Consider the following 26,333-nt stretch of genomic DNA (forward strand, 5'->3'; position numbering starts at 1 on the left):
CGACCAAGAATTAAAAAGCTGCAACAATGAGAACTTGGTTTTTGTGCAAAGTAAAATATGCGAAGGAGAATGAGGAAGGATTGCTGAAAAGCATTTCCGAGCAATACCTGGTAGATGCTGTCTCTTTTACAGAGGCAGAGGCAATTCTTTACGACAGATTAGGGTCTCAGATCCGTGGGGACTTTCAAGTTACCGGCATCAGCAAGAGTAACATTGTGGACGTTTTTTACTACGAGGATGCAGATATCTGGCACAAGTGTAAAATCACTTATCTCATCGCTGATGCAGATTCGGGGAAAGAGAAAAAAGTGACCCAGTTCATGATAGTTACGGCCGAGGATGTCAAGCAAGCCTATGACCGAATCCAAGAAAGTTTGAGCAATATGCTTGTGAGTTTTCGGGTACCTGACATCACCGAAAGTCCGATTGTAGAAGTTTTTCCTTTCGAGAAAGATGAAGTGGCCGAACAGCTTCCTCCGGGCAATTTCAGACCGGTCAATGAAATCGAGCAAGAATAAAAAAATGCCGCTCCCGTTAAGGTAGCGGCACTTTTTTTTAAGCAAGATCTGCGTTCAACTGGTTATCTATTACAAATTGGATTAACTCCTCTTGGGAGATATTTGCTCTCTCAGCGGCATCCCGAATATCTTCCCGGCTAACCTGCGCAGCAAAAGTCTTGTCCTTCAACCTCTTTTTCACTCCTTTTACTTCCATCCCCAAGTAACCTTCCGGCCTCATCAGGGAATAAGCATGGACAAATCCGCTCAACTCATCAAAGGCATACAGCATTTTATCCATTTCAGTCTCAGGATCTACGCCGAAATATCGGGGACCATGGGAAGCAATAGCCCGAATGATCTCAGGATCAATTTCTCTGGCCTCCAATTCCTCAATGATTTTACGGCAATGCTGCTCAGGCCATTGATCCCAATCCGCATCATGAAGTAAACCAGCCAAATACCATCTGTGCTGTGTGGCTTCATCGTACTCCTTAAAAAGGGCATAAGACTTCATCAGATGTGCGACTTGCTTCATATGCACTTTGAGTTTCTCATTTTTGACCCAGTCATCAAGTAAAGCCAAAGCCTTCTCCTTAGACAGTACTTTACCTTTATTTTCAGGACTTCCAAAGGTGGATCTGTTCAATTGAAGAGTAAGATTTTCCATTTTAGACCTATTTTTATGCAGTTCGAATAATTTTTTTTGCTTTTTGATTAAATTTAATTACTAATCATTTAACTTTACCTCATGAATAGTTGGGAATCCATACAGGTCCTTAGTCAGTTAGCCATCACCTCGGAATACTTTCTGCAGGTGACATTGGATAAGTCTGGACGTGTGCTCTCTTCTGATTCAGGAATAGGACCGGTTCCAAGCTTATTTGACTACAAAGAAAAGCCCATTTTTTTTGCTGATTGTTTTCTATCATCTGAATGGTCAAAATATGAAAACCAAAGGGTCAAAGCTTGGAAAAGCAGCCATCAATCCTTTTTCATTGAGCTTCACAAGATCAACCATCCCGATGAAACCACCACTTTGACCAAGTGGGAATTCTTTTTCATTTCAGAGGATTTTGGAACTTGTCTTGGAATTGGGCATCCTGTCGACCCCTTAAAACCCTATAGTTTGGGGCTGGGGGAATTTATCGATGGCAACTTCGGAAATAATGAATTAGTCGACAGCCTATTGGAAAATAAGCTTTTGGGATTTTGGAAAATTGATCCTCAAAATGAAAAAGAGCAAATAAGCCCTGGACTCGCCCAAATGCTTGGCTATCAAGGCGAGGAGGCTCAAAGCTACACCAAATTATCCTGGCAACAGCACATTCACCCTGATGACCTTACCCGAGTAGGCAACCAATTGAGAGCCCACCTGAAAACCAAAGGAAATCTTCCCTTCCGTTCAGAATTCCGTATGGTGTCAAAAAACCATCAAATCACGTGGGTAATTGCTTTTGGAAAAACCACCCATTGGACTAGCGATGGATATCCACAACTACTCCAAGGGCTTTTGATCGATACCACCGAAAAGAAGAAACAGGAGATTTGGCTTAGAGAGCATCATTATTTTCTCAGAGATTTGGCATTTCAGCAGTCCCATTCCTTAAGGGCAAGAGTGGCCAATATTATGGGTGTACTGGAAATAATCGAGACTGAAAGTCACTCAGAAGAAACCCAAAAGCTGCTCAATATCATCAAAACAGAAACAAAAATGCTGGACAATTCTTTGAAAAAAAGCATCAAAGAATCGGTCCAGCAAAATCAAAGTTGGGAAAGAGGAATTCGGAAAGAAGATTAAAGGTTACTTATTTTCCACTTCGCTTTCAGATAGCCCCAAAGCAATTTGGGGCTTATTGCTTTTTTCCCCTCGAAGCTTCCAGCATATCCCACATCGCTTCTGGTATCTGATCCAGATTATTGAACTCACCTGCCCCTTTGAGCCATTCTCCGCCATCGATTGTCATCACTTCTCCGTTTACAAAAGAAGAAAAATCGGACACCAGATACGCGGCTAAGTTGGCCAATTCCTGATGCTCTCCTACCCTTCCTACGGGGACTTTCTTGGCAGGATCAAATTTTTTGACCAAATCTCCGGGCAAAAGTCTACTCCAGGCTCCTTCAGTGGGAAATGGTCCCGGAGCGATTGCATTGGAACGGATACCGTACTTTGCCCATTCTACTGCCAGAGAACGGGTCATAGCTAAAACTCCGGCTTTGGCTGCAGCAGAAGGCACCACATAAGCTGAACCTGTCCAGGCATAGGTCGTGACGATATTTAGAAATACTCCGGATTGCTTTTGAGCTATCCAGTCTTTGCCTGCTGTCAGAGTGACTTGTGAGGTGCCTTTTAATACAATGTCCAAAACTGTATTGAAAGCATTGACGGAGAGTCTTTCAGTAGGACTGATAAAATTCCCTGCAGCATTATTGAGCACTACATGAATCTGACCCAATTCTTTTTTTGCTTGGGCCCACATCTCCTCTACTTGCTGAATATCTCTTACATCGCAGGCAATGGGAATCACACGGCCTCCTTTTTTATCCATCATTTCCTGGGCAGTGCCCTGAAGAATATCCAGCTTTCGGGAGGTGATCACGAGATTTGCTCCCAACTCCAAAAAGTATTCTCCCATCGATTTCCCCAAGCCGGTACCTCCTCCGGTAATTAGGATGTTTTTATCTTTGAGGGCATCCGCTTTTAGCATTCCTTGATTAAAGTTCATCAGTTTGATACGATTAGTTTCAGCCAAGATAGGAATCGGGCGCGGTAATTGAAAGAAGACCAGCATTCGGAACTGATTATGAAAAAACTGCTATTTAATATCTTATTTCTATGTCTTCTTTTCTCTTGCAATGAAGAAATAGGCAGGGATATCTCCACAGACCTTTCCCAAGAGGCTGATCAGTTTTTTAATTTTTCCACCGCAATCAATGAGGGAGGTTACCTGGGGAACTTTTCCTATTCGGACTACTTTAGAACCCAAAGTCAATCTCTCCCGGGATGCCCAAAAATTGAAATAGATCAGACTTTGCGTTTAGTCACTCTGGATTATGATGCAGCTGATTCCTGTTCACAGGAGAAAAACTTTAAGCGAAATGGTAAAATCAAAATAGACTTTTCTCAATCCAATACTCAACTTGCTACTTGGTGGATGGAGTATGAGAATTACAAATTTGACAATACAGAAATCATCGGAAAAAGAGAGTTCAAAACCCTTTCTACCAGTCAAAATCAAGAAAAATTTGAGAATCTAAAGATAAAGACTGACAATGGTCTTTCTTTCGTTGCGAAAGGGACCCATACTTATTTTACCTCCCGATTTTCATTCAGACCTTTTGCCCTAAGCTTTGTTGGCTTTATAGAAGGCACTAATCCCGCAGGGAGAAAATTTACCCAAACCCTGACCCAGGCAAAAGAAGTTTACATCAACTGCTACAGTGAGGGATGGGTTCTTCCTTTTGAGGGAGAAGAAACTTGGACAGTGGAGCGCTCAGAAGGCAGAGAACTTACCTATCGATTTAACTTTTCCAGCGAGGGGGAATGCAACCCCCAAGTCAATGCTTTACTTCCCGATGGAAGAACCTTGATTTTAAATCCCTGACCAAGAAAAGACCTGCTTTTCCAGTGGATTGAGCTCAGAAAACAAAAAACCCTGACAAGGTCAGGGTCTTTGTTGATCCGATATAGTTTCTATTTAATATCTGTAGTATTCTGGCTTGAATGGACCTTGAACTTCCACACCGATGTATTTAGCCTGATCTTGGGAAAGCGTATCCAGTTCTACACCCAATTTTGCCAGGTGAAGCGCTGCCACTTTCTCATCTAGGTGCTTAGGAAGCACATAGACTCCAGGCTGATAATTTTCGTGATTTTTCCAAAGTTCCAACTGGGCCAAAGTCTGATTGGTGAAGGAATTGGACATCACAAAGGATGGGTGTCCGGTTGCGCAGCCTAGATTGACCAATCTACCTTCTGCCAAAACGATGATTTCCTTACCATCCAGGTCATACAAGTCCACTTGCGGCTTGATGACATTCTTGGTTTTGCCGTAGTTTTTGTTCAACCAAGCCATGTCGATCTCATTGTCGAAGTGGCCGATATTACAAACGATCGCTTTGTCTTTCATCGCCTTGAAGTGCTCTCCGGTGATGATGTCCTTATTTCCGGTAGCTGTCACTACGATATCCGCTTCTTTTACAGCATCTGCCATCTTCTTCACTGCAAACCCATCCATAGCAGCCTGAAGGGCACAGATTGGGTCGATTTCAGTCACAATCACTCGGGCGCCAGCTCCTCTCAAAGAAGCCGCAGATCCTTTCCCTACGTCTCCATATCCTGCTACGACAGCCACTTTACCTGCCATCATTACGTCGGTAGCTCTACGGATAGCATCTACCAAGGATTCCTTACAACCATACTTGTTGTCAAACTTTGACTTGGTGACAGAGTCATTCACATTGATTGCTGGCATAGGAAGAGTTCCGTTCTTCATTCTTTCATACAATCTGTGAACTCCGGTAGTGGTCTCCTCCGACAAGCCTCTGATTCCGGCAACCAATTCTGGGTACTGATCCAAAACCATGTTGGTCAAGTCTCCTCCGTCGTCCAAAATCATATTCAAAGGCTGCTTGTCTTCTCCAAAGAACAAAGTCTGCTCAATACACCAGTCAAATTCTTCAGCAGTTTGTCCTTTCCAGGCATACACTTGAATCCCTGCGGCAGCGATGGCTGCGGCAGCATGATCTTGGGTGGAAAAAATATTACAAGAAGACCAAGTCACCTCAGCGCCAAGAGCAACCAAAGTTTCGATCAAAACCGCCGTTTGGATGGTCATGTGAAGACATCCCGCGATGCGTGCTCCCTTCAATGGCTGAGAAGGTCCAAATTCCTCTCTCAAAGCCATCAGGCCTGGCATCTCTGCCTCGGCCAATTTGATTTCTTTTCTTCCCCACTCCGCCAAGGAGATGTCCTTCACTTTGTACTGGATGAATTTCTCAGATTTGATTTCTGACATCGTATTGATTATTAACAGTTAAAAACTTTTTCAGGGGGCAAAGTTACCTCATAAATTCGGCAATCAAAAACCGGATTAATAGTTAGTGAATTGAATTTCTTTCAAATCAAATTCCTCCCGCTCCCCGATTTCGTTTTCAATGACCAACTTTCCTTCTGGACTAATTCCGGTGATTTTGGCTCTTATCTCTTTTGATCTGACTAAAAAGGAGGCCCATTCTCCCAATCGAAACAAATGGCTTAAATACTTTTCCCTTATCTCCTTGTGTTTCCCTTTTTTCAAAGCAATATATCCCTGCTCAAGCTGTGCTATGAGCAACTTAAATAATTCCTCAAGATCATAATTGCTTCCTGTCAAGGAAGAAAGAGAACAGGCTTTGGGCGGAAGATGATGGACTTGATTGATATTTATCCCAATCCCAACCAGGGCAAACTCCCATCCTTTTTGTCCCAAAATATTCTCAATCAAGATTCCTCCCAACTTCCCCCTACCGGGTAGGACCAAGTCATTGGGCCACTTCACCCGAAGGTCCGGAAGATAGTCCTGCAATACTTTCTGAAGCGAGGTAGACACCATCATGTTCAATAGAAACTGCTGGGATATATCCAGAAAGTCAGGCTTCAAGACCAAAGTAAAGGTGAGGTTTTTACCGGGTTCTACCTCCCACACATTGCCTCTTTGCCCCTTGCCCTTGCTTTGATGGTCACAGATTACTATAGCGCCTTCTTTGGCTTTGCCCGACCTGACTATCTGCATGGCAGTGTCATTGGTCGAGTGACACTCTGGCAGGAAAAGGACATCTTTCCCCAGAAAAATGGTGTTGGCAAGAATTTTATACATTAATTTTCGGTTCGGCTAAAAGAAAGTATTTAAATGCCGATTTAAAATTAAATGAATTATATGACAGCAGAAGGGCTGAGCAAAGTTATCATCAAAGGAATGGAGGAAAAAAAAGCCTCTGACATCTTGGTGATGGACCTGAGAAACATCAAAAATACAGTAACCGATTTTTTTGTGATTTGCTCAGGCAACTCAGACACTCAAGTGGATGCCATCTCCCAATCCATAGAAGAACAAGTCCACAAGGCAGGTGAATCACCGGCATGGAAAATCGAAGGTCGGTCCAATGGTCAATGGGTACTGATGGACTATGTCAATGTAGTGGCCCATATCTTCCTCAAGGATAAACGTGAATTTTATGGCCTTGAGGAGCTTTGGGGAGATGCCAAAACCACCCGCATAAATTAAAATCCGGATGAACTTTCAAATGGTTAATCCGTTTTAGCATAAGTTTATAGAATTACCAAAAAAGCGATGAGCGAAACCAATAAGAATAAAAATTTTGTACCTAAACCTCCCCAAAAACCCAATTTTCAGCTTTATCTGATTATTGCTGCCGTTTTGGTATTGTTGGGACTGACTTGGATTCAGCAGAGAGGTGTGGTCATTGACATCACCCAAAAGAGATTTGAGGACATGTACCTGGCTGGTGATGTGTCCAAAGTGGTCATTGTCCGGAATATGAACCGGGTAGATGTGACACTAAATCCCTCTGCCCTGCAGAATGCCAAGTACAAAACCGAACTGGAAAGCAATTCTACCTTCTTCAACCCATCAGGACCTCATTATTCCCTGAATGTGACCACGCCTGACAAGTTTCAGGAAGACTTCGAAAAACTCCAAGAGCGTGTCCCTGAGGATCAAAGAATTCCTTTTGAGGTCAAAGTCGAGGAAAATTGGACCAACTGGTTCAGCAGCTTTGGCTTCTTGATCCTTCTATTCGTTTTCTTCTGGTTTATGATGAGAAGGATGGCTGGCCCATCTGGTCCAGGAGGACAAATATTCAACGTAGGAAAGTCCCGTGCTCAGCTATTCGATGCCGAGAATAAAGTCAAAATTACCTTTGATAATGTGGCAGGTCTGGATGAGGCCAAGGAGGAAATTCAGGAAATCGTAGAATTCCTTAAAAATCCATCCAAATTCACCAAGCTGGGAGGTAAAATCCCGAAAGGAGCATTGCTAGTAGGCCCTCCGGGTACTGGTAAAACCTTGCTCGCAAAAGCCGTGGCAGGGGAAGCAGGAGTACCATTCTTTACCCTTTCCGGTTCTGACTTCGTGGAAATGTTCGTGGGTGTGGGTGCTGCCCGTGTCCGAGACCTCTTCAAGCAAGCCAAAGAAAAAGCCCCTTGTATCATCTTCATCGATGAGATTGACGCCATCGGTCGATCCAGAGGAAAAGGCCAAATGCCTGGTTCCAACGACGAAAGGGAAAATACGCTTAACTCTCTTTTGGTAGAAATGGACGGATTCGGAACTGACTCAGGAGTAATTGTCCTTGCCGCTACCAACAGACCGGATGTATTGGACAGTGCCTTACTGAGACCGGGACGATTTGACAGACAAATCTCCATCGACAAGCCGGACATCGTGGGCAGAGAAGCTATTTTCAAAGTTCACCTGAAGCCAATAAAAATCGCTGACGATGTGGATGCCAAGAAATTAGCTGCTCAAACTCCAGGGTTTGCCGGTGCTGAAATCGCCAATGTGTGTAATGAGGCTGCATTGATTGCAGCCCGAAGAAATAAATCTGCGGTGGACATGCAAGACTTCCAGGATGCCGTGGACCGGGTCATTGGAGGTTTGGAGAAGAAAAACAAAATCATTTCTCCGGAAGAAAAGAAAATCGTTGCCTATCACGAAGCAGGTCATGCCGTGGCAGGCTGGTTCTTGGAGCATGCCGATCCTTTGGTGAAGGTCTCTATCGTTCCCCGAGGGGTAGCAGCTTTGGGCTATGCCCAGTATCTTCCTAAGGAGCAGTTTCTGTATCAAACCGAGCAGCTGATCGACGAAATGTGTATGACTTTGGGTGGTCGTGCTGCTGAAGAGATTGTTTTTGGAAAGATCTCCACAGGAGCCTTGAGTGACTTGGAGCGAATAACCAAAATGGCCTACAGCATTGTTTCCGTGTACGGCATGAATGAAAAGCTGGGAAATGTATCTTTCTACGACAGCAAAAGCGATGGATACAAGATGACTAAGCCGTATTCTGAAGCTACTGCTGAAATGATTGATCAGGAAGTGAGCAAATTGATTCAGTTTGCCTATGACCGCACCTTAGATTTGCTCAAAGAGCACAGAAATGAATTGGAAACTTTGGCCAATGAACTGCTGGAGAAGGAAATCCTGTTCCAGTCAGACTTGGAAAAACTGATCGGTAAGCGACCTTTTGCCAAAGAGACAACTTATCAAGCGTATACCAACAAAAAGGATGCTCCCAAAGGCCCTGAGTTGGTCAACAAAGAGGAAGAAGGAAAAGAGGAAAGTTCGGATCCACTTACATCCCAACCCATTCCCGAACCTAATCCAGACAATCAGATCAATTAATAATCAAGCCCCGGATTTTTTCGGGGCTTTTTTAATTTTGCCCTCCCCTAGTATCTTTAGCGCATGCAATCCCAACCCCTAAACTTTCATCTAAGAGGCAAGAAAATCTATTTTGCGTCGGATTTTCATTTGGGAGCACCTGATCGAGAAACAAGCAAAAAAAGGGAAGCAAAAATTATCCGATGGTTGGAAAGTGTCCGAATGGATGCAGCAGCTGTGTTTTTGGTAGGAGATATCTTTGATTTTTGGTTTGAATACGGGGAGGTCATTCCCAAAGGCTTTATTCCCTTTATCTCCAAGATTTCCCAACTACGGGAGGAAGGTATTCCGATTCTCTTTTTTACCGGCAACCATGACCTTTGGATGAAGGACTATTTCACTCAGGAATTGGGCATTCCTGTTTATTCCCATCCCATAGAACTTATGGTGGATGGAAAGAAAATCCTCGTCGGGCATGGAGATGGCTTAGGACCCGGAGACCATACCTATAAGATGCTCAAAAAAGTCTTTACCAACCCTATCGCCCAGTGGCTGTTCCGATGGCTTCACCCTGACCTTGGGATTCGTATGGCCAAGGCCTGGTCAGGACACAGTAGAATCACCAACATCGAAAAGAACGAGAACCACTTTTTGGGTGATGATGAATGGCTATGGCAATACTGCAAAGAACTGGAAGCAAAAGTCCATCACGACCTCTACATCTTTGGTCACCGACATTTGCCCTTGGAATTAGAAGTTTCGGACAATTCCACTTATTTTAATCTGGGAGAGTGGGTGAGTCAATACACTTACCTTGAGCTCTCGGAATCCGAAACCCGTTTGAAGCACTTCGAAGAATGAATTCTTTCCTTTTGATTCTGATTTCTGTTTTTTCAAACCTTCTTTCAGACCCCAGTCCGAAAGCCCCCCTTTTTACCAACCCATCTGTCGAAATCCCTTTAGAATACCTTGATTTAGTCTCTTTGGATACACGGGACCAGATATTTGCCAGCAATACCTCAGGAGACGTTTATCTTTTTGACAAAAACGGAAAGCAACTCAATCTCTTTTCCCCGGTAAATCAGGGAAGGCTGCATCAGCTGGAAGCTTCCTGGACGGTGAATATCTTTACCTTTTCGGCTGACCTTCAGGAATACCGGATTTTGGACAGATTCCTCAACGAGCTCAGCAATAAACAGCTCTTTTCTTCCGGAATCAATCTACCAAAAGCCGCCACCTTAGGCAATAACAACATCATCTGGGCTTGGGATGAGTCCGATTTGTCCCTGAAAAGCCTCAATTACCAACAAAATCAAATCATCCAATCCCAGCCGCTCAACCTGATTCTGGAATCGGAAAACCTGACTGTCACAGAAATCCGGGAATTCAAAAACCGGCTCTTTATGAATGTACCCGAATCCGGGATTTTCATTTTTGACAATCAGGGAAATTTCCTTCAAAAAGTGAATCTAAAGCTCGATCAGAGACTGTGTTTTCACCGAGAAAATCTGTTTTGGGTGGAAGGGAATAAACTCAAAATGTATTCCCTGGGATTGAAGGCGATTTTTGATGTGGGCACTCTTCCTACTGAGGATGTACAATACCTTCAGATCGGTCAGGAGATCATTGCTTTTGTCAAAGAAGACCGAATCGAAATCTACCCGCTTCCTGAAGGACTCAAAATCATATAAAAAAAGAGGCTATCTCATAAATCGTTTAGTTGTCAGCCTGAGCGGAGTCGAAGGCCGTTTCCAACTCTCTGGACGACATTTCGACTTCGCTCAATGTGACAAACTTTAATTTTGAGACAACCTCTTCCCCAGCAGCTGTTGATCGATTAATTGATCGCTACTAGCTCAATATCAAAAATCAAGTCTTTTCCAGCCAATTCATGGTTCGCATCCAAGGTGATTTTTTCCTCAGTCACATCCACTACAGTCACGGGCATAGGCTGACCGCCTCCACCCTGCAGGACTAGCTGAAGTCCGATTTCAGGAGTGATATTCGGTGGAACCTGACTTACCGGCACATCGATCATCATATCGTCTCTGCGCTCTCCGTAAGCCTCAGCCGCTGGAATAGTTACCGTTTTCTTATCTCCAATCAGCATTCCATAGACTGCTGCATCAAATCCTTTGATCATATTGCCATCTCCCAAGGTAAATCCCAGGGGTTCTCTGGACACCGAGCTGTCAAATACACTTCCGTCATCCAATCTTCCAGTATAATGCACTTTTACAGCATCGCCTTTCTTTGCTTGCATGTGTTTTAATTTTAGTGAGTTACAAAGGTAAGGCTAAAAAACCGGACACCCAACCGGACAAAAGTGTACGAAAACAGTGTAAAACCGTACAATTCCGAACACTATATCTCCCAAATAAGCCTAAATTGTCCATAAATGCACTTGGCACCATTTTCCCAAGACTAATCCCAAATAAGTAACCATGGAAAATCAGACTCTCGGCAAAATCCTGATCATAGACGACAACGAAGACCTGCTCTTTGCAGCAAAAATGCTTCTGAAGAAGCATGCCAAGGAAGTGGTGATGGAAAAAGACCCTCGACGGATTCCTTTTCTCATCAGCAACAACAACTTTGACGTCATCCTGCTCGACATGAACTTCCGCGAGGACACCACATCTGGCAAGGAAGGCTTCTATTGGCTCAATCAGATCAAAGAGATTGATCCTAAGGCTGTGGTCATTCTGATTACCGCATTTGGTGATGTGGAAATGGCCGTTCAGGCCCTGAAGGAAGGCGCTACCGACTTTATCCTCAAGCCTTGGCAAAATGAAAAACTCATTGCTACTCTCCATGCCGCCGTCAAGCTTAAGGAAAGTTACAATGAGGTAGACAAGCTTCAGTCCAAGCAAAAGCAGCTGCAGACGGATCTAAAGAAGCCTTACACCGACATCATCGGGAGCTCGGCTTCCATGAAAAATATCTTTTCCATCATAGACAAAGTAGCTCAGACGGATGCCAATGTGCTGATCCTTGGGGAAAACGGAACCGGAAAGGAACTAATCGCCCGGGCAATCCATGAGCGCTCGCTGAGAAAAGATGAGATTTTTGTGGGTGTGGACATGGGTGCGATCACAGAGACGCTTTTTGAATCCGAACTATTCGGACACAAGCGGGGTGCATTTACCGATGCCAAAGACGACCGGGCTGGACGTTTTGAAATAGCCGACAAGGGCACACTTTTCCTAGACGAAATCGGCAATCTCTCCATGCCCCTCCAATCCAAATTGCTGACGGTTCTGCAAAAAAGAGAGGTCACCCGAATCGGTACCAACAAGGCTATCCCAGTAGATATCCGACTAATCTGTGCAACCAACATGCCGGTGCATGAGATGGTGCAGGATCATACTTTCCGTCAGGATTTGCTCTATCGGATCAATACCGTGGAGATTTTCCTCCCTCCCCTTCGGGAAAGACAGGACGACATCCCTACTTTGGCCAACCATTTCCTGAAGCAATACGGACAGAAGTACCGAAAGAATTTCAGCGGATTTACCCCATCGGCTATGGAGCTTTTGCAACGCTACACTTGGCCGGGAAATATCCGGGAACTGCAGCATGCCATCGAGCGGGCCATCATCATGGCCGAAGGTGAGCAACTGGACAGCCGGGATTTCTTTTTCCTTTCTGCCAAACCTGCCTCTGAAAAAGCACCACTCGTGAACACGCTCAACCTTGACGACATGGAGCGAACCACCATCCAAAAGGCAATTGATAAAAACGGAGGAAATATCTCCAAGGCCGCTAAAGAGCTCGGGTTGACCCGCGCTTCTCTTTACAGAAGACTAGAAAAATATGGATTATAGAGTAGGGTTACTGGGGAGAATTGCCCTCATGGCAGCTTCCCTTTTTCTATTGGCCTACGGCATCATCGATGACTGGGGAGTTTTTATGATTTCCCTGTTTCTGATTCTTGTGGTCTTCCAGCTGATATTTTTACTCAGGTATTCCGAAAGCTCTTTCAAGAAGGTCCGGGTATTTCTGGACAATATCAAGCAGGATAAGTATTCCCAGCTTTACCCGGTGAAGTTTGACGGGACGGAAACTGACGACCTTCATATTGAGTTCAACGCCATCCTGGCCAAGCTCAAGGAAGATCAGGCCGAAAAGGAAGCCAACTACCAGTATTTCCGTTCGGTGTTCAAGCACCTGAGTATCGGTCTGATCACTTTTGGGGAAAATGGGGACATACAGATCCTGAATGTGGCCGCCAAGCGAATCCTACAAGTAGACGAGCTGAAAAACATTTCCGAAATCGAGGGGGTCAATAAAGAACTGCACCTAGCTATCCAAAACCTCAGAACGGGCGGCAGCGAACTGATCAAAATCGCCCATCCAGACGGAATCATGCAGCTTTCTGTCTATGTCATCGAACTCTTGATGCGGGGAGAACGCTTCAAGCTGGTTTCTCTTCAAAACATCCAATCCGAACTCGAGGAAAAGGAAATGGAAGCTTGGCAAAACCTCGTCAAGATCCTTACCCATGAGATCATGAACTCCATCGCTCCGATCTCTTCCCTGGCAGGGACACTCAAGGGCGAACTGGAATACAAAATCGACCACGATGAGCCTCTGCTGCCTGCCGATATGGAAGACTGCATGATGGGCATCAGCACCATCGAAAAGCGAAGTGAGGGATTGATCAGCTTTGTGTCGGATTTCCGAAGCTTAGCCCATATTCCTCCTCCCAAGTTTGGAAGTATAGGCATTGCCAAGCTCTTCGATCAGCTGGAAATCCTCCTCCAAAACCAACTCGAAGCCCAGGGAATCACCCTGAAGAAGGAGCTGAATCCCAAGGAACTCATTCTCTTCGGTGATCAAAATCAGATCGAGCAAGTCCTGATCAATCTACTCCAAAATGCCATTCAGGCCTTGGAAGATGCCGAGGAAAAAGTCATTACACTCAAAGCCTATATCGATGAGGCCGGAAAGATCATTCTGGAAGTCTGCGATACCGGAAAAGGCATCGAGGAAGAGGCGCTGAGCAAAATCTTTATCCCCTTCTTCACTACCAAAAAGAAAGGCTCCGGCATAGGCCTGTCCCTGTCCAAGCAGATCATGCGCCGGCACAAGGGAAATATCCAAGTCCGCTCCACCCTGGGAAAAGGCACGACCTTTAAGTTGATTTTTAACGGATAGGTCAGTAGGCAGTAGGCAGAGGGCAGTAGGGAAAAGTCGGAAAGCTGTATACCGAATAAAGTAGCAAAGAGAATCTGAGAACCTCTGTGCTATTTGTGAGCAAAAAAAGTTGAATCTCGTGGAGAATAGCATCTTAAAAAATCTATGTTGAATTTGATTTACAAAAAGTGAATAAGAGAAAAACTTTCCTTTTTTTCAGCGCAACTGACTTTCGTCATAAACTTCCTGAATTAGCTGGGCTATTTTTAACCATATTTTTAATCAATTGGCACTATCTCAGCGATTTAAGCGATTCCTCTTCGAAAAGAGTTTGGTACCTCCCCGAAAGTGGAGACCTATAGCCACTTTTGTAGTGGCCATCATCGTAGGCTTGGGGTTTTTCCTGCTTGATTTTTCCAATGCCTCCTCCTACCTCTCCGACGATCCCCAGGCCTGTGTCAATTGCCATATCATGCAGCCCCAATACATCACCTGGACTCACAGCTCCCATCGGGAAGTAGCCAGCTGCAATGACTGCCATGTACCCCATGACAACGTAGCTAACAAATATTTCTTCAAAGCCAAAGACGGACTCTATCACGCCTCTGTATTTACCATGCGAGGAGAGCCTCAAGTCATCCGAGCCCGACAGCCTTCCATCGAAGTCATTCAGGCCAATTGCGTCCGATGCCATCAGGACCAGGTGACCGATGCCAAAATGGAAGCCTTTGTCGCAGACCATACAGCCAATCGTACGGACCGAACCTGCTGGGAATGCCACAGGGATGTCCCCCATGGGAGAGTCAGAAGCCTTTCCTCTGTTGGCGCCCAGATCGAACCTATCAAAGAATATAGTTCCTCGGATCTTTCAGTCATCCCCAGCTGGCTGAAGGAATCGATGAAATCCCAGAAATCCAAACCCGACTAATATGAAGAACTGGATCCTTTTTCTTGTAACCGCCGCGGCTGCTTTCCTATTGGGCTTGCTGGCCGTCAATATTTTTGAAAGAAAATCCGAGGCAAAATATGCCTACCAGCCCAAAGTACAGCTGGAAGGCATTGAGCCCCGGGATTCGGTATGGGGACTTAATTATCCCAGACAATACCAGTCTTACCAAAAGACGCAAGACACCACTTTCCATAGCATGTATGGCACTTCCGGCCACAAGGACATGCTGGAATCTGACCCTGAATTGGTGATCCTTTGGGCTGGATATGGATTTAGCAAGGATTACAATGCCCCAAAAGGACATTTCTGGGCGGTAGAAGACATTAATAAAACACTCAGAACTGGTGCCCCAATGGCTCCGGGTGAAGGCCCCATGCCCTCTACTTGCTGGACTTGCAAAAGTACAGACGTCCCAAGGCTGATGAGTGAGATCGGAGTCTCGGAATTCTATAGCCACAAGTGGTCCGACTTTGGCTCCCAAGTGATCAATCCGATCGGCTGTGCCGACTGTCACAATCCGGAGACCATGAAGCTGACAATTACTCGCCCTGCCTTGATCGAGGCTTTTGAGGCTATGGGCAAGGACATCAATCAGGCTTCCCATCAGGAAATGCGATCCTTAGTTTGCGCTCAGTGCCACGTTGAATACTATTTTGACAAGAAAAAGCCAGGTTTGGAAAATGCCCAATACCTGACTTTCCCATGGAAAGACGGGATGGATGTGGAAAATGTGGAGAAATACTACGATGAGGCCCAGTTTTCAGATTGGACACACCCTTTGAGCAAGACTCCAATGCTCAAAGCCCAACATCCCGATTACGAAATTTTTGAAATGGGTGTGCATGCCAAGCGCGGAGTGAGCTGTGCAGATTGCCACATGCCTTATCAGACCGAAGGGGGCCAAAAGTTCACCAATCACCACATCGGTTCCCCGCTATCCAATGTGGAGAATTCCTGTTTTGTCTGCCATCGGGAAAAGGTGGAAGATCTGGTAACCGACGTGTACGAGCGCCAGCGTAAAATTAAGGAGGGCACGACCAAACTCCAGCGACTGATCGCCATGGCCCACATCGAAACCGCCAAAGCTATAGAATTGGGGGCCACAGAAGCTCAACTTGCCTCCATTCAGCAGGGTATCCGGCATGCCCAGTGGAGATGGGATTATTCGGTAGCTTCTCATGGAGCGGCTTTTCATGCTCCTTTGGAAACTAGCCGAATTGTTACTTCAGCCACAGACTTGATTCAAGAGACCCGGATCGAGATCACCAGACTTTTGGCAACTTTGGGATATAATCAGCCCGTTCCCATGCCTGACTTTACCAGCAAGGAAAGTCTCCAAGCCTACATTGGATTAGATATACCCAAAGAAAAGGCCGCCAAACAAACCTTTTTGGATCAAGTAGTCCCTCAGTGGCTTAAAGAAGGAAAAGCTCGAGAAAGCCAAAAACCTGTAAAAACCATCAGTAGCAACTAACCCTTCATCCGATGAAATCTTTTTATACCCTTGTTGGACTGGCAGCTCTCAGCCTGCTGGTCCCCTTGCAATCCTTTGCCCAATTTACCGTAGACGGACAGATTCTAGTCCGAAGCGAATTCAGAAACGGATACAACCGTCCCATCGCAGAAGGTCTGGATCCTGCAGGTTTTATAGCCCACAGGGCCCGATTGCAGGCAGGATACAAAATGGATCAATTCAGTTTCTACATGAGTATCCAAGATGTCAGAACTTGGGGAAGCACCTCCCAAGCCAATATTTCAGATGATTTTCTTTCCCTTCACGAAGCATGGGGTGAAGTAAACTTGGGGGAATACTGGAAAGTAAAACTGGGTAGACAAGAATTGAATTACGACAATTTCCGCTTTTTGGGAAATCTGGATTGGGCTTTACAAGCCAGGTCTCATGACTTTGCTCTGGTGAAATTCGAACAAGAAAAAATGAAACTTCACTTCGGTGGAGGGTTCAATCAGGATGCACAAAAGCTCACCGGCAACCTGTATACCGTCCCCAATCAATATCGTACTGCCCAACTGATCCGCTATGAAAATGTCTTGGGCAAAGTGGACTTTTCTCTTTTGTTTTGGAATGAAGGCAGACAGTGGTCCACAAAGGATGCCAACGGAAATGTAACCGACCAAGGGGTACGCTTCAGACAGACCTTAGGAATCCCTACCTTGAAAACCACCCTCAAAAACACCACCCTCAGCGGATACTTTTATTCCCAGTTTGGAGAAGATGTAGCAGGTAAAAAAGTGTCAGCCTTCAATGCCAGCGGGCAAATCAGCCAGGTATTGATGACCAGAGAGGATGGAAAAAGATGGAGAGCCACTGCCGGATATGAAGTCATCAGCGGAACAGATGCCTCCGGAGGTGACAAGAACAAATCTTTCACCCTACAATATGGCACCAACCACCTCTACAATGGATACATCGATTGGTTCTTTGTTGGCAATACTTGGGAAAATTCAGTGGGTCTGAAGGACCTCTTTATCCGAAGCAGATACGAATTTAGTCCGAAATTTTGGGTTCAGACCGATTGGCATTCCTTTTCCGCCTATGCAGAAACCATCCTCCCATCCGAGTCCGGTATTTCCAGTAAAAGCAAAAATCTAGGATCCGAATTGGACTTTACCTTTGGATGGATTCTTCACGAAGCTGTATCGATCCAAGGGGGATACAGCCAGTATTTTCTTTCCGACACCATGAGATCTCTTCAAATAGGCCAGTTGCAGAACCAGCAAAATTGGGCTTATTTGATGGTGGTCTTTAGACCCACCTCTAAGGCCAAGTTTATCGGAGTACTTCAATAATTTCCATTTCTGAATGAAATTTCTTTTTTCAACCAAAACTAGCTTAATCCTACTTTTGATCTTGGCCATTTCTATGGGAGTGGCCACTTTTATCGAAAATGACTACGGTACTCTTGTGGCCAGAAATCTGGTATATGAGGCTTGGTGGTTTGAGCTTTGTATGGGCTGGTTGGCAGTGAATTTTTTAAGTCATGTTAATAAGTACCGCCTACTGTCCAAGGAAAAGTTTGCGGTTGGGTTATTCCATTTAGCCTTTGTGCTAATCATCCTTGGGGCTGGTGTTACTAGGTATTTCAGCAGGGAAGGAGTCATTCACATTCGAGAGGGACAGGCCCAAAACACCTTTTACTCTGCCGAAAATTACCTTCAGATCCGAGACCTTTCGGGTAACTTTTACCAAACACCACAAGAGTTTATTCCGAAGATGTTCGAAGTAGAGGAATTTCCGGTGGTACTAGAGGGTGATACATTCTTTTTCAAATCCGAAGAATACATCAAGGGGGCAAATATCGGCTACGGACCGGGGGAAGATACCCTCTTGGAAGTATCGCTTTTACAAAATGGAAACCGTCAGGATTTTACACTAAAAAAAGGTCAAACTCTTCAGCTTGGTGAATTGCTCTTGAGCACCGCACAAAACCCCGAAGCCCAAATCCAGCTCTTCCCTTCAGACACTACTTGGCTTATTCAAGCTTCCTTTGACCTCCAATTGATGGAAATGGCTACGCAAAATATGGGAGCTCAGGATTCGGCACAGACTGCTCCTTTAAAATTACGTACGCTTTACCAGTGGGATGAAGGAGCTCTCGTCGTGCGCTCTATTCAGGAAAATGTACAAAAAATCCTCAGTCCTGAACCGGATGAAAAACTAGCCAAAAACCTGCTTGATGGAGTAAAAATATCCATCCTAAATGACTCCAAGCAAGTAATCCAAAGCGGCTATTTTCTGAAAGTCAACCGCAATCCTGAATGGGTCGACTTTGAGTTCCAAGGCAAGACTTATCAATTTACCTATGGCCCCAAGGCCCAAACCTTACCCTTTTCCCTCCACCTGAATGACTTCCAGTTGGAGCGCTATCCCGGCTCTACCAGCCCATCCAGCTATGCCAGTGAAGTGATGATTTTGGACGGGGAGGAAGACCCTTGGCCCTTCCGGATATTCATGAACAATGTCCTGGACTATCGTGGATACCGATTTTATCAATCCTCCTACGACTCCGATGAACGAGGCACTGTCCTCTCCATCAATCAAGACCGACCGGGCACCTACCTGACCTATTTGGGTTATTTTCTGCTATCACTTGGGATGGTCTGGACGCTTTTTGCCAAAGGAAGCCGATTCCAAAGTCTATTGAATAAGCTAGGCAAATTAAATGGCACTTACGTGGTACTTTTCCTTTTGCTGTGCTTGCAAGCCTCTGCCTATGCTCAGGAAGAACCAAAAATTCACCTAATTCCCGAAGAACAAGCCTCTGCCTATGGAAGGTTGATTGTGCAGGATTTAGACGGGAGAATGAAGCCACTGAATACCCTAGCTCATGAGATTCTGAGAAAAATCCATGGAAAATCGCGTCTAAAAATAGACCAGTCGGACAGTGAAATCGAACTGAGTCCCGAACAATTCCTGCTTGCCGCCCAACTTGATCCAGAAACCTGGACCAAGATCCCGATCCTGAAAATTGATGCCCAAAAATCCTTTGAAATCTTCGAGATTCTAGGCAAAAGCCCAAGTTCCTTTATCAGTTTTGCTGATCTGGTGGGGGCAGAAGGAGCCTATCTTTTATCTGCTCAGGTGGAAGAAGCCAATCAACTGAAACCTTCCCAGCGGACAGAGGGACACAACGAACTCTTGAAAGTAGACGAGCGATTTAATATTTTCTATGGAGTGCTCATCGGGGACTTTTTGAAGATTTACCCCAACCGACTGGATGACAATCAGACTTGGTTTACCGGTCAGCAATTCAATGAAGGGTTTGAGGAGGAAGATGGGGTCTTTGTTAAAAACATCGGCCCCATGTATCTGCAGGCTCTTTTGGAAGGCTTGGAATCCGGAGACTGGACGCAGGCAAATGAGACCTTGAGCTACATTGACCTGTACCAAAGAAAGGCTGGAGAGGAAGTCTATCCGGATCAAATTTTGATTGATGCGGAGCTAGTATATACCCGGATTAATCTGGGAAATCGCCTGTTTGGTGTTTTTTGGATTTTGGGTTTGGTCATGCTTATCCTTGGCATCATTCAGCTTTTTAAAGAAGGGAAACTTCTTGAAAAACTGATCAAAACAGGAACTTGGCTGGCCTGGATAGGATGGTTGACTTTTACATTTCACCTTGCCCTTCGCTGGTTTATCGCAAAGCATCCCCCCTGGAGTGATGGGTTTGAAATGTTGGTATTTGTGGCTTGGGGAGTCTTGCTTTTTGGCCTGGTCTTCTCGTCCAAGTCCAAATTCACCATTCCTTTGGCGCTGTTGTTCTCCGGCACCCTGCTTTTTGTAAGCTTCTTGGATTGGCTCAATCCAGAAATCACCAATCTCATGCCTGTGCTGAATTCGTATTGGCTGAAAATCCATGTCGCCATCATTGTGAGCGGCTATGCTCCCTTGGCCTTATCGGCGATCATCGGGCTTTTGTGCTTATTCTTCCTGATTTTCAAACCCAAAAATCCCCAATCCACCTGGTGGAAGGCTCAAAAAGAACTCATTGCCGTAAATGAGCTATCTATGACAATTGGTCTGTTTTTACTAACTATCGGCACTTTTCTGGGTGGTGTCTGGGCTAACGAAAGCTGGGGAAGGTATTGGGCTTGGGATCCCAAGGAGACATGGGCATTGATTTCTGTTGTAGTTTATGCTATCGTCCTCCACCTGAGATTGGTGCCGGCCACACGCTCCGCATTGGTTTTTGACTTGACGAGTTTGTGGGCCTTTTCTTCAATCTTGATGACTTCCTTCGGTGTCAATTACTACCTTTCTGGTCTACACTCCTACGCCAAGGGAGATCCGGTTCCTGTTCCGACTTGGGTATTTTGGACTTTGGGTATTCTCCTGATTGTTTCTGTTTTGGGTTTCTGGAAATTCCAAAAGCTGACTTGGGAGGAAAAAGAAAAACTGAAAATATAAAAAAACAAGATCCATTCTCTCGGGGTAAAGCCACGATTCTCCGGGAGATAGCTTTTATATTCTCTTTTGCGTTTGAGGAAAAAGGGCTTTTCTCAAAAAATCCTTACTTTCTGGAATAAAAGCCCCTTTTCCATGTCAGTAAAAACTCTTTTTCTCCGACTTAAAAACTGGATTTCCCGACTTTTCAATAAAATCAAACCCGGAGACTTCGCCATCAAAGGCGCAGGGATCGGCCTATTGGTTGGTTCGGTTTTAGTCTTTGTGTTGGAAGTATTAGGCATGTCCATCAACTTTGCCGATCCATGGATCCTAGTTTATGGGGCATTGATCGTCCTAGCCTCTGTTTTGTTGGCCTATTTGGGAAATTGGCTGATTGGGAAGTTTCACGAAATCCCCAAAGCCTATAAAATCTCCCTCCTGATCGCCATCCCTCTCCTGCTCTTGGCCCGATTGGGAGATCAGCGGATTGCCCTGTTTCTTTTCGTGGTTTTTTGCCTTTTAGGCGCTGGATTCGCAGTTTTTCGTCGCTCGCATTTCAAAAAGCTCACATTACCAAAAAAATCCATCGCCATTTTGGGCCTGGTAATTGGCTTGGCAGGAGCCGGTTCTTTCTTGTATTTCCTTGCTATCCCTGGCTTGGATATGAAGCCGATAATCAATGCCGCTCAACTTTCAGAAGACAACATAACTCCATTGGAAATGGAATCTCCCGGCAGTCCGGGAAGCTACGAGGTGGAGTTTTTTACCTATGGTTCAGGAAAGGACAAGCTAAGGGAGGAGTTTAATCAAGGGGTAAAATATCAAACCCAGCCTGTGGATGGAACCGCTTTCTTGGATAATTGGGAGGGATTTTCCGGAAAATACCGAACCTGGAGGTGGGGATTTGATTTCAGGGAACTGCCACTGAATGGTCGTGTCTGGAAACCCAAAGGCAAGGGGCCTTTTCCATTGGTTTTGATCGTACATGGCAATCATCCCATGCTGGATTTTTCGGACCCCGGCTATGAATATCTGGGAGAATTACTGGCTTCCCGGGGATTTATTGTGGTATCTGTCGATGAAAACTTCATCAACGGATCCTGGTCAGATATGCCGGATGGTTTGGAAAAGGAAAATGATGCGCGAGGCTGGCTGCTGTTGGAGCATCTGAGGCAATGGAAAGACTGGAATCAGGACACTTCCCATGAGCTTTTTGGGATGATTGATATGGAAAAGCTGTCTTTGATCGGGCATTCCCGGGGAGGGGAAGCGGTAGGACATGCAGCCATGCTTAACCAAATGGACTACTACCCGGATGATGCGACCATTCCTTTGGGTTATCACTTTGGTATCCAATCGGTCATTGCCATCGCTCCGGTAGACGGGCAATACAAACCCGGAAGCAGCCTGACCCAATTTTCCAACGTTAGCTATCTGACCATCCATGGAGCCCAGGATCAAGATGTGGAATCCTTCGACGGAGCCAAGCAATTCGAGCGGATCACCTTTACCGATTCGGTCTATCGATTCAAATCCGGCCTGTACATCGGCAATGCCAACCACGGGCAGTTCAATTCCAGCTGGGGGGATAATGATATGCTGGCAACCTTCTCGGGTGTCCTCAACCGCGGTCAACTCATGGATCCCAAAGACCAGGAAACCATTGCCAAGGTCTACATCAGTGCTTTTCTGGAAGCTACCTTAAATCAGAAATACGAATATCTCCCTCTTTTTTTGGATGCGAGAAAAGGCCGAAACTGGCTGCCTGAGACAATTTATCTTAATCAGTTTGAGGATTCAAGAAGTCGGTTTTGGGCAGGGTACGATGAGGATTTTGATGTGCTGTCGATTGGAGAGGGAGGAAAGGCCAAAGGAGAAAATCTGAGTGTCTGGAGAGAAGGAGAAGTCATACCTAAATACGGATTGAAAGGGACCCGGGCGGTATTCCTGGGCTGGAACTATGAAGAATTCGGCGAAGACAGTCTGGACTGGGAAGCGGAGGAAAAGCCGAACTTGCCAGATTCTATCCGGGCAAGCTATACCCTCAATCTGGGTCCGGAATCATTTCGGCCTGATTCAAGTTCGGTGTTGATTTTTTCTCTGGCAGAATCCAAAGAAAGCTCCAATCCAAAAAGTGACGGAAAATGGATAAAAAACAACAACGAGAATAAAGAAGAACCAACCCAAGAAGAAGATGCTGAGCCGGAGGAAAAAGAGAAAGTGCAAGAGGAAGAAGAGCAAGAGGAGGATGAGGAAGAAAAACCACTGACACCACTGGATTTTACCTTGGAGCTAGTGGACGCCGATGGTGGAAAAATTTCATTTCTTTTGAGTGAATTTTCCCCTCTTCAGCGCTTGATTCAATCTCGAGTAATGAAAATCCAGTTTCTCGATGATAAAGATGAGACAGAAAGTATCTTCCAGATTTTCCAGTTTGATTTGGAAAAACTGGCTTCTCGAAACCCAGATTTTCAGCTGGAAAAGCTCCAAAAAATCCACTTTGTCTTTGACCAGTCAGAGCATGGAGTAGTGGTATTGGATCAGGTCGGATTGATGCCCAAACTTCCAGAAGCCCGATAGCCTGGCTGTCCAATCTACATCAGTTTCTTTTATGAAAAAAGAACCTCTCCTTCTACTCTTTTTCATCCTCGCCAAATTGGCGATACAATACCTAGCGGTACATCCAGATTATGATTTGCAGCGGGACGAGTTTCTGCATTTGGACCAAGCCAAGCATCTGGCTTGGGGATATCTTTCTGTTCCGCCCTTTACTTCCTGGAATTCGGTCCTGATCCAATGGCTGGGTGGTGGAGAGTTTTGGGTGAGGTTTTTTCCGGCTTTGTATGGGGTATTGACCTTGGTTTTGGCTTGGGATCTGGTCAAGCGGTTGGGAGGTGGGCTTTTTGCCCAAAGTCTGGCAGCTATCTTTCTCCTTTGCTCTGCCATGATCCGGGTAAATATCCTTTACCAGCCCAATGCGATGGATATTTTGTGCTGGACTTGGGTTTTTTACTCCCTGATCCGATGGGAGGCAAGTCAACGCCCCAAATGGCTATACCTGATGGGAATGGCCTTTGGCATGGGTATGCTAAACAAGTATTCCATTGCTTTTCTAGGATTGGGAATCCTACTCTCGTTGCTTTTGATGAAGCCCAAGATCTTTAAAATCAAACACCTTTATGGAGGGCTTGGATTGGCATTTTTGCTTTTTCTCCCCAATCTTCTCTGGCAAATCACCCACGGCTTTCCCGTGCTTACCCACATGAGATTGCTTCAGCAATACCAATTGGTCAATAACAGTGCTGTAGGTTTTTTGGCAGAACAGGCCCTATTCATTTACCCATCCCTTCTTCTCATACTCCCGGGCCTGATTGGACTTTTGATTTCGGATTGGGGAAAACCTTATCGCTGGGTTTTGCTTTCTGCCGGTGTGACCTTGGCGATTCTGGCATTTTTTCAGGCCAAAGGGTACTATGCCCTGGGACTTTATCCAACTCTGTTGGCCCTATCGGCTTTCAGTCTGGAGATGATGAGTAGAAACGGATGGATAAGGAAACTTCGACCGGTGGCATTGGCACTTCCTATCCTCCTTTTCCTGCCTGCATTCAATTTAATTCATCCCACTGTTGGGCCCGAGAAGATATTGATTTCTCCTCCAAATTATGCCAAGCTCGGCCTCAATCGCTGGGAAGATGGGAAAGAGTATCCCCTTCCTCAGGACTTTGCCGATATGCTGGGCTGGAGCGAATTGGGAAGCTTGGTGGACCAAGCTGTAGCCCAAATCAAGGAGCCCGGGCGGGTTTTGGTGCTCTGCGGAAATTATGGGGAAGCAGGAGCGATTAATTTTTATTCCAAAACTCCCGGTCTGGAAGCCTTCACCATGAATGCGGATTACCTGTATTGGTTTGATCTCGAGGAACCGATTCGACACTTGATTTTGGTAAGGGTGGCAGAAGAACCCTTAACCGAACAGGAAAAGGGATTTTTTGAATCCTACACAGAGATCGGCCACGTCTCCCATCCATTGGCCCGAGAATCCGGCACCACAGTCTATTTACTTCAAGGAGCCAAAGGAGATGTGAACTCAGTTCTTAAAGCAGAAATCCGGGAAGAGAAAAGGGGTTGGGAGGGAGACACACCCTGACAAAAATTCCATTATTCTCAGGCTTTTTTACTGGAATGCCTTAGGTTAGACCTTCCTAAATCAGCAATTTTTATGAGCAGGCTATTCCGGAAATTCAGAAAAGAGATCCTCGCTAAGGGAAAAATCCAAAAATATCTTCTCTATGCTTTAGGCGAAGTAATCCTCCTCGTCATCGGGATTATGATTGCCTTAGCTATCAATAACAATAACCTCAAGCGACAAAATCAGGTCAAAGAGCAGGTTTATCTTAGCGGATTAAAAGAGGATTTTCTAATCAGCCGGGCAAAACTCCAAGAACTGATCAAGGTCAACCGAAACAATCTGGAAAGTGCCAAGAAGATCATTCAGGCAGATCCCAAAGACCCGAATCTTGAAGAAAAACAGTTTTCCCAATGGGTATTTGAAGCCTTGGCTTTTGAGATTTCTTTCAATCCCAACAACTCCCTGCTTACTGAAATGGTCAGTTCGGGTAGCTTGAAAGACCTTTCCAATCCTGAACTGAGAAAATCACTCACCGACTGGATGGCTACTTTGGAAGACATCCGAAGTCAAGAAGAGGAGTTAAGCTTGCAGCGGGAAAATGTGGTCAGCATTTTTGACCAAGAAGGCTACAGCATCAGAAAAGTCTTTGAAGATGTCAAAGTGACTCAGGATTTGGGGATTCCAAACGGGGATTTTTCCGGAAGTAATCTGAAGATTTTGGAATCCGTGTCCTTCGAAAATCGACTCCTGACCTTCATCCTTACCACTCAGGCCACGGAAGAGGCTCACTACCTTCCCCTTCTGGAAAAGCTGGAATCTATTTTGGGATTGATTGAAAAAGAAATTAAAGGCTAGATGAAAAAAAGGAAAGAAAAAGAAAAATAAGGCCTTGACAAGGTTAGCCAAACTAAATATATTTTATTACGTATTGTATTCTATTCCACCAAATTGCACCTGCCATGAAAATCATTTCAAGCTTTTTTGTCCTTTTTTTAGGAACCCTAGGATGGACTTTTGCGCAAGAAAAAATAGACACCCTCAATAAATCCCAAAAAGACACCCTGTTGAACTCTTGGAAATTCATTCCTGAATTCAAAACAGATTCTCTTTATTCTGGAGGGATCCTGTTGGACAGTGGGGTTATGTTTTTACCGAAAAGCCTAAACCCTACCGGGTCAAAATTTGTGACACCCAACCCGAAATTTAGAGTAGGAATGCCTACTTATAAATTACCCGACCCCCAAAGCCGAATGCCGATCAAAGAGTTAGAAGACTCGGAGAATTATCCCATTCTGATCAAAAATTACGACTAGCAGCATTCACTCCAAGATATAAA

The 26,333-nt window shown here is 45.2% G+C and carries 22 protein-coding genes; 17 read left to right on the top strand and 5 right to left on the bottom strand.

Annotated elements, in window-relative coordinates:
* Positions 1–26 precede the first annotated feature (26 nt).
* Positions 27–518: a DUF4494 domain-containing protein gene (locus AAA938_RS09500; RefSeq protein WP_338228451.1), complete on the top strand. Its 492-nt coding sequence runs from the start codon at positions 27–29 to the stop codon at positions 516–518.
* Positions 519–555: 37 nt separating this feature from the next.
* Here the strand turns inward: AAA938_RS09500 and AAA938_RS09505 are convergent, their stop codons facing one another.
* Positions 556–1,167: an HD domain-containing protein gene (locus AAA938_RS09505; RefSeq protein WP_338228453.1), complete on the bottom strand. Its 612-nt coding sequence runs from the start codon at positions 1,165–1,167 to the stop codon at positions 556–558.
* 81 nt (positions 1,168–1,248) lie between these two features.
* Here AAA938_RS09505 and AAA938_RS09510 point away from each other — a divergent pair, with 81 nt between their 5' ends.
* Positions 1,249–2,298 carry a PAS domain-containing protein gene (locus tag AAA938_RS09510; protein ID WP_338228454.1) on the top strand — a complete coding sequence of 350 codons (1,050 nt, stop codon included), beginning with the start codon at positions 1,249–1,251 and terminating at the stop codon, positions 2,296–2,298.
* Positions 2,299–2,350: 52 nt separating this feature from the next.
* On the opposite strand, the gene AAA938_RS09515 is transcribed toward AAA938_RS09510, so the two are convergent.
* Positions 2,351–3,223, bottom strand: a complete 873-nt coding sequence (locus tag AAA938_RS09515) for an SDR family oxidoreductase (RefSeq protein WP_338228456.1) — start codon at positions 3,221–3,223, stop codon at positions 2,351–2,353.
* Between the two features lie 78 nt (positions 3,224–3,301).
* On the opposite strand from AAA938_RS09515, the gene AAA938_RS09520 reads away from it, so the two are divergent.
* Entirely contained in the window at positions 3,302–4,102 is an 801-nt protein-coding gene (locus AAA938_RS09520; protein WP_338228457.1) for a hypothetical protein, read from the top strand.
* Between the two features lie 93 nt (positions 4,103–4,195).
* Here the strand turns inward: AAA938_RS09520 and ahcY are convergent, their stop codons facing one another.
* Positions 4,196–5,515 carry an adenosylhomocysteinase gene (ahcY, locus tag AAA938_RS09525; RefSeq protein WP_338228459.1) on the bottom strand — a complete coding sequence of 440 codons (1,320 nt, stop codon included), beginning with the start codon at positions 5,513–5,515 and terminating at the stop codon, positions 4,196–4,198.
* Between the two features lie 75 nt (positions 5,516–5,590).
* Entirely contained in the window at positions 5,591–6,355 is a 765-nt protein-coding gene (locus AAA938_RS09530; RefSeq protein ID WP_338228460.1) for a biotin--[acetyl-CoA-carboxylase] ligase, read from the bottom strand.
* 60 nt (positions 6,356–6,415) lie between these two features.
* Here AAA938_RS09530 and rsfS point away from each other — a divergent pair, with 60 nt between their 5' ends.
* From rsfS to AAA938_RS09550, 4 genes are all read left to right on the top strand, one after another.
* Positions 6,416–6,763 (top strand): ribosome silencing factor, encoded by a 348-nt coding sequence (rsfS, locus tag AAA938_RS09535; protein ID WP_338220034.1) that lies wholly within the window; start codon positions 6,416–6,418, stop codon positions 6,761–6,763.
* 66 nt (positions 6,764–6,829) lie between these two features.
* Positions 6,830–8,899, top strand: coding sequence for an ATP-dependent zinc metalloprotease FtsH (gene ftsH / locus AAA938_RS09540; protein WP_338228461.1), 2,070 nt, complete (start codon positions 6,830–6,832; stop codon positions 8,897–8,899).
* Positions 8,900–8,962: 63 nt separating this feature from the next.
* A complete protein-coding gene (locus AAA938_RS09545; RefSeq protein ID WP_338228462.1) occupies positions 8,963–9,739 on the top strand; it encodes a UDP-2,3-diacylglucosamine diphosphatase in 777 nt (258 codons plus the stop codon).
* A complete protein-coding gene (locus AAA938_RS09550; protein WP_338228463.1) occupies positions 9,736–10,569 on the top strand; it encodes a hypothetical protein in 834 nt (277 codons plus the stop codon). The genes AAA938_RS09545 and AAA938_RS09550 overlap by 4 nt, the downstream gene beginning before the upstream one ends.
* 146 nt (positions 10,570–10,715) lie before the next feature.
* Here AAA938_RS09550 and AAA938_RS09555 read toward each other — a convergent pair whose 3' ends face one another.
* Positions 10,716–11,141 (bottom strand): FKBP-type peptidyl-prolyl cis-trans isomerase, encoded by a 426-nt coding sequence (locus AAA938_RS09555; protein ID WP_338219737.1) that lies wholly within the window; start codon positions 11,139–11,141, stop codon positions 10,716–10,718.
* Between the two features lie 181 nt (positions 11,142–11,322).
* Between AAA938_RS09555 and AAA938_RS09560 the strand changes: the two genes are divergently transcribed.
* From AAA938_RS09560 to AAA938_RS09605, 10 genes are all read left to right on the top strand, one after another.
* Complete coding sequence (locus tag AAA938_RS09560; protein ID WP_338228464.1) at positions 11,323–12,705, top strand: sigma-54-dependent transcriptional regulator; 1,383 nt, start codon at positions 11,323–11,325, stop codon at positions 12,703–12,705.
* A complete protein-coding gene (locus AAA938_RS09565) occupies positions 12,695–14,038 on the top strand; it encodes a sensor histidine kinase (RefSeq protein ID WP_338228465.1) in 1,344 nt (447 codons plus the stop codon). The genes AAA938_RS09560 and AAA938_RS09565 overlap by 11 nt, the downstream gene beginning before the upstream one ends.
* Positions 14,039–14,303: 265 nt before the next feature.
* Complete coding sequence (gene nrfH, locus AAA938_RS09570; protein WP_338228466.1) at positions 14,304–14,945, top strand: cytochrome c nitrite reductase small subunit; 642 nt, start codon at positions 14,304–14,306, stop codon at positions 14,943–14,945.
* 1 nt (position 14,946) lies between these two features.
* On the top strand, positions 14,947–16,440 hold the full coding sequence (gene nrfA, locus AAA938_RS09575) for an ammonia-forming cytochrome c nitrite reductase (RefSeq protein ID WP_338228467.1): 1,494 nt from the start codon (positions 14,947–14,949) through the stop codon (positions 16,438–16,440).
* An 11-nt stretch (positions 16,441–16,451) separates the two neighbouring features.
* Positions 16,452–17,774 carry an alginate export family protein gene (locus tag AAA938_RS09580; RefSeq protein WP_338228468.1) on the top strand — a complete coding sequence of 441 codons (1,323 nt, stop codon included), beginning with the start codon at positions 16,452–16,454 and terminating at the stop codon, positions 17,772–17,774.
* Positions 17,775–17,787: 13 nt separating this feature from the next.
* Complete coding sequence (locus tag AAA938_RS09585) at positions 17,788–20,892, top strand: cytochrome c biogenesis protein (RefSeq protein ID WP_338228470.1); 3,105 nt, start codon at positions 17,788–17,790, stop codon at positions 20,890–20,892.
* A 132-nt stretch (positions 20,893–21,024) separates the two neighbouring features.
* Entirely contained in the window at positions 21,025–23,451 is a 2,427-nt protein-coding gene (locus AAA938_RS09590; RefSeq protein ID WP_338228471.1) for a poly(ethylene terephthalate) hydrolase family protein, read from the top strand.
* A gap of 31 nt (positions 23,452–23,482) precedes the next feature.
* A complete protein-coding gene (locus AAA938_RS09595) occupies positions 23,483–25,015 on the top strand; it encodes an ArnT family glycosyltransferase (RefSeq protein WP_338228473.1) in 1,533 nt (510 codons plus the stop codon).
* A gap of 72 nt (positions 25,016–25,087) precedes the next feature.
* Complete coding sequence (locus AAA938_RS09600; protein WP_338228474.1) at positions 25,088–25,852, top strand: DUF6090 family protein; 765 nt, start codon at positions 25,088–25,090, stop codon at positions 25,850–25,852.
* 104 nt (positions 25,853–25,956) lie between these two features.
* Complete coding sequence (locus AAA938_RS09605; RefSeq protein ID WP_338228475.1) at positions 25,957–26,310, top strand: hypothetical protein; 354 nt, start codon at positions 25,957–25,959, stop codon at positions 26,308–26,310.
* Positions 26,311–26,333: the final 23 nt, after the last annotated feature.

Source organism: Algoriphagus taiwanensis (genome assembly GCF_036245645.1).
Lineage (GTDB): Bacteria > Bacteroidota > Bacteroidia > Cytophagales > Cyclobacteriaceae > Algoriphagus > Algoriphagus taiwanensis.

Excerpts from the sequence above, each read along its gene's own strand:
- AAA938_RS09500 (WP_338228451.1), top strand. The coding sequence starts at position 27 with ATGAGAACTTGGTTTTTGTGCAAAGTAAAATATGCGAAGGAGAATGAG.
- AAA938_RS09505 (WP_338228453.1), bottom strand. The coding sequence starts at position 1,167 with ATGGAAAATCTTACTCTTCAATTGAACAGATCCACCTTTGGAAGTCCT.
- AAA938_RS09510 (WP_338228454.1), top strand. The coding sequence starts at position 1,249 with ATGAATAGTTGGGAATCCATACAGGTCCTTAGTCAGTTAGCCATCACC.
- AAA938_RS09515 (WP_338228456.1), bottom strand. The coding sequence starts at position 3,223 with ATGAACTTTAATCAAGGAATGCTAAAAGCGGATGCCCTCAAAGATAAA.
- AAA938_RS09520 (WP_338228457.1), top strand. The coding sequence starts at position 3,302 with ATGAAAAAACTGCTATTTAATATCTTATTTCTATGTCTTCTTTTCTCT.
- ahcY (WP_338228459.1), bottom strand. The coding sequence starts at position 5,515 with ATGTCAGAAATCAAATCTGAGAAATTCATCCAGTACAAAGTGAAGGAC.
- AAA938_RS09530 (WP_338228460.1), bottom strand. The coding sequence starts at position 6,355 with ATGTATAAAATTCTTGCCAACACCATTTTTCTGGGGAAAGATGTCCTT.
- rsfS (WP_338220034.1), top strand. The coding sequence starts at position 6,416 with ATGACAGCAGAAGGGCTGAGCAAAGTTATCATCAAAGGAATGGAGGAA.
- ftsH (WP_338228461.1), top strand. The coding sequence starts at position 6,830 with ATGAGCGAAACCAATAAGAATAAAAATTTTGTACCTAAACCTCCCCAA.
- AAA938_RS09545 (WP_338228462.1), top strand. The coding sequence starts at position 8,963 with ATGCAATCCCAACCCCTAAACTTTCATCTAAGAGGCAAGAAAATCTAT.
- AAA938_RS09550 (WP_338228463.1), top strand. The coding sequence starts at position 9,736 with ATGAATTCTTTCCTTTTGATTCTGATTTCTGTTTTTTCAAACCTTCTT.
- AAA938_RS09555 (WP_338219737.1), bottom strand. The coding sequence starts at position 11,141 with ATGCAAGCAAAGAAAGGCGATGCTGTAAAAGTGCATTATACTGGAAGA.
- AAA938_RS09560 (WP_338228464.1), top strand. The coding sequence starts at position 11,323 with ATGGAAAATCAGACTCTCGGCAAAATCCTGATCATAGACGACAACGAA.
- AAA938_RS09565 (WP_338228465.1), top strand. The coding sequence starts at position 12,695 with ATGGATTATAGAGTAGGGTTACTGGGGAGAATTGCCCTCATGGCAGCT.
- nrfA (WP_338228467.1), top strand. The coding sequence starts at position 14,947 with ATGAAGAACTGGATCCTTTTTCTTGTAACCGCCGCGGCTGCTTTCCTA.
- AAA938_RS09580 (WP_338228468.1), top strand. The coding sequence starts at position 16,452 with ATGAAATCTTTTTATACCCTTGTTGGACTGGCAGCTCTCAGCCTGCTG.
- AAA938_RS09585 (WP_338228470.1), top strand. The coding sequence starts at position 17,788 with ATGAAATTTCTTTTTTCAACCAAAACTAGCTTAATCCTACTTTTGATC.
- AAA938_RS09590 (WP_338228471.1), top strand. The coding sequence starts at position 21,025 with ATGTCAGTAAAAACTCTTTTTCTCCGACTTAAAAACTGGATTTCCCGA.
- AAA938_RS09595 (WP_338228473.1), top strand. The coding sequence starts at position 23,483 with ATGAAAAAAGAACCTCTCCTTCTACTCTTTTTCATCCTCGCCAAATTG.
- AAA938_RS09600 (WP_338228474.1), top strand. The coding sequence starts at position 25,088 with ATGAGCAGGCTATTCCGGAAATTCAGAAAAGAGATCCTCGCTAAGGGA.
- AAA938_RS09605 (WP_338228475.1), top strand. The coding sequence starts at position 25,957 with ATGAAAATCATTTCAAGCTTTTTTGTCCTTTTTTTAGGAACCCTAGGA.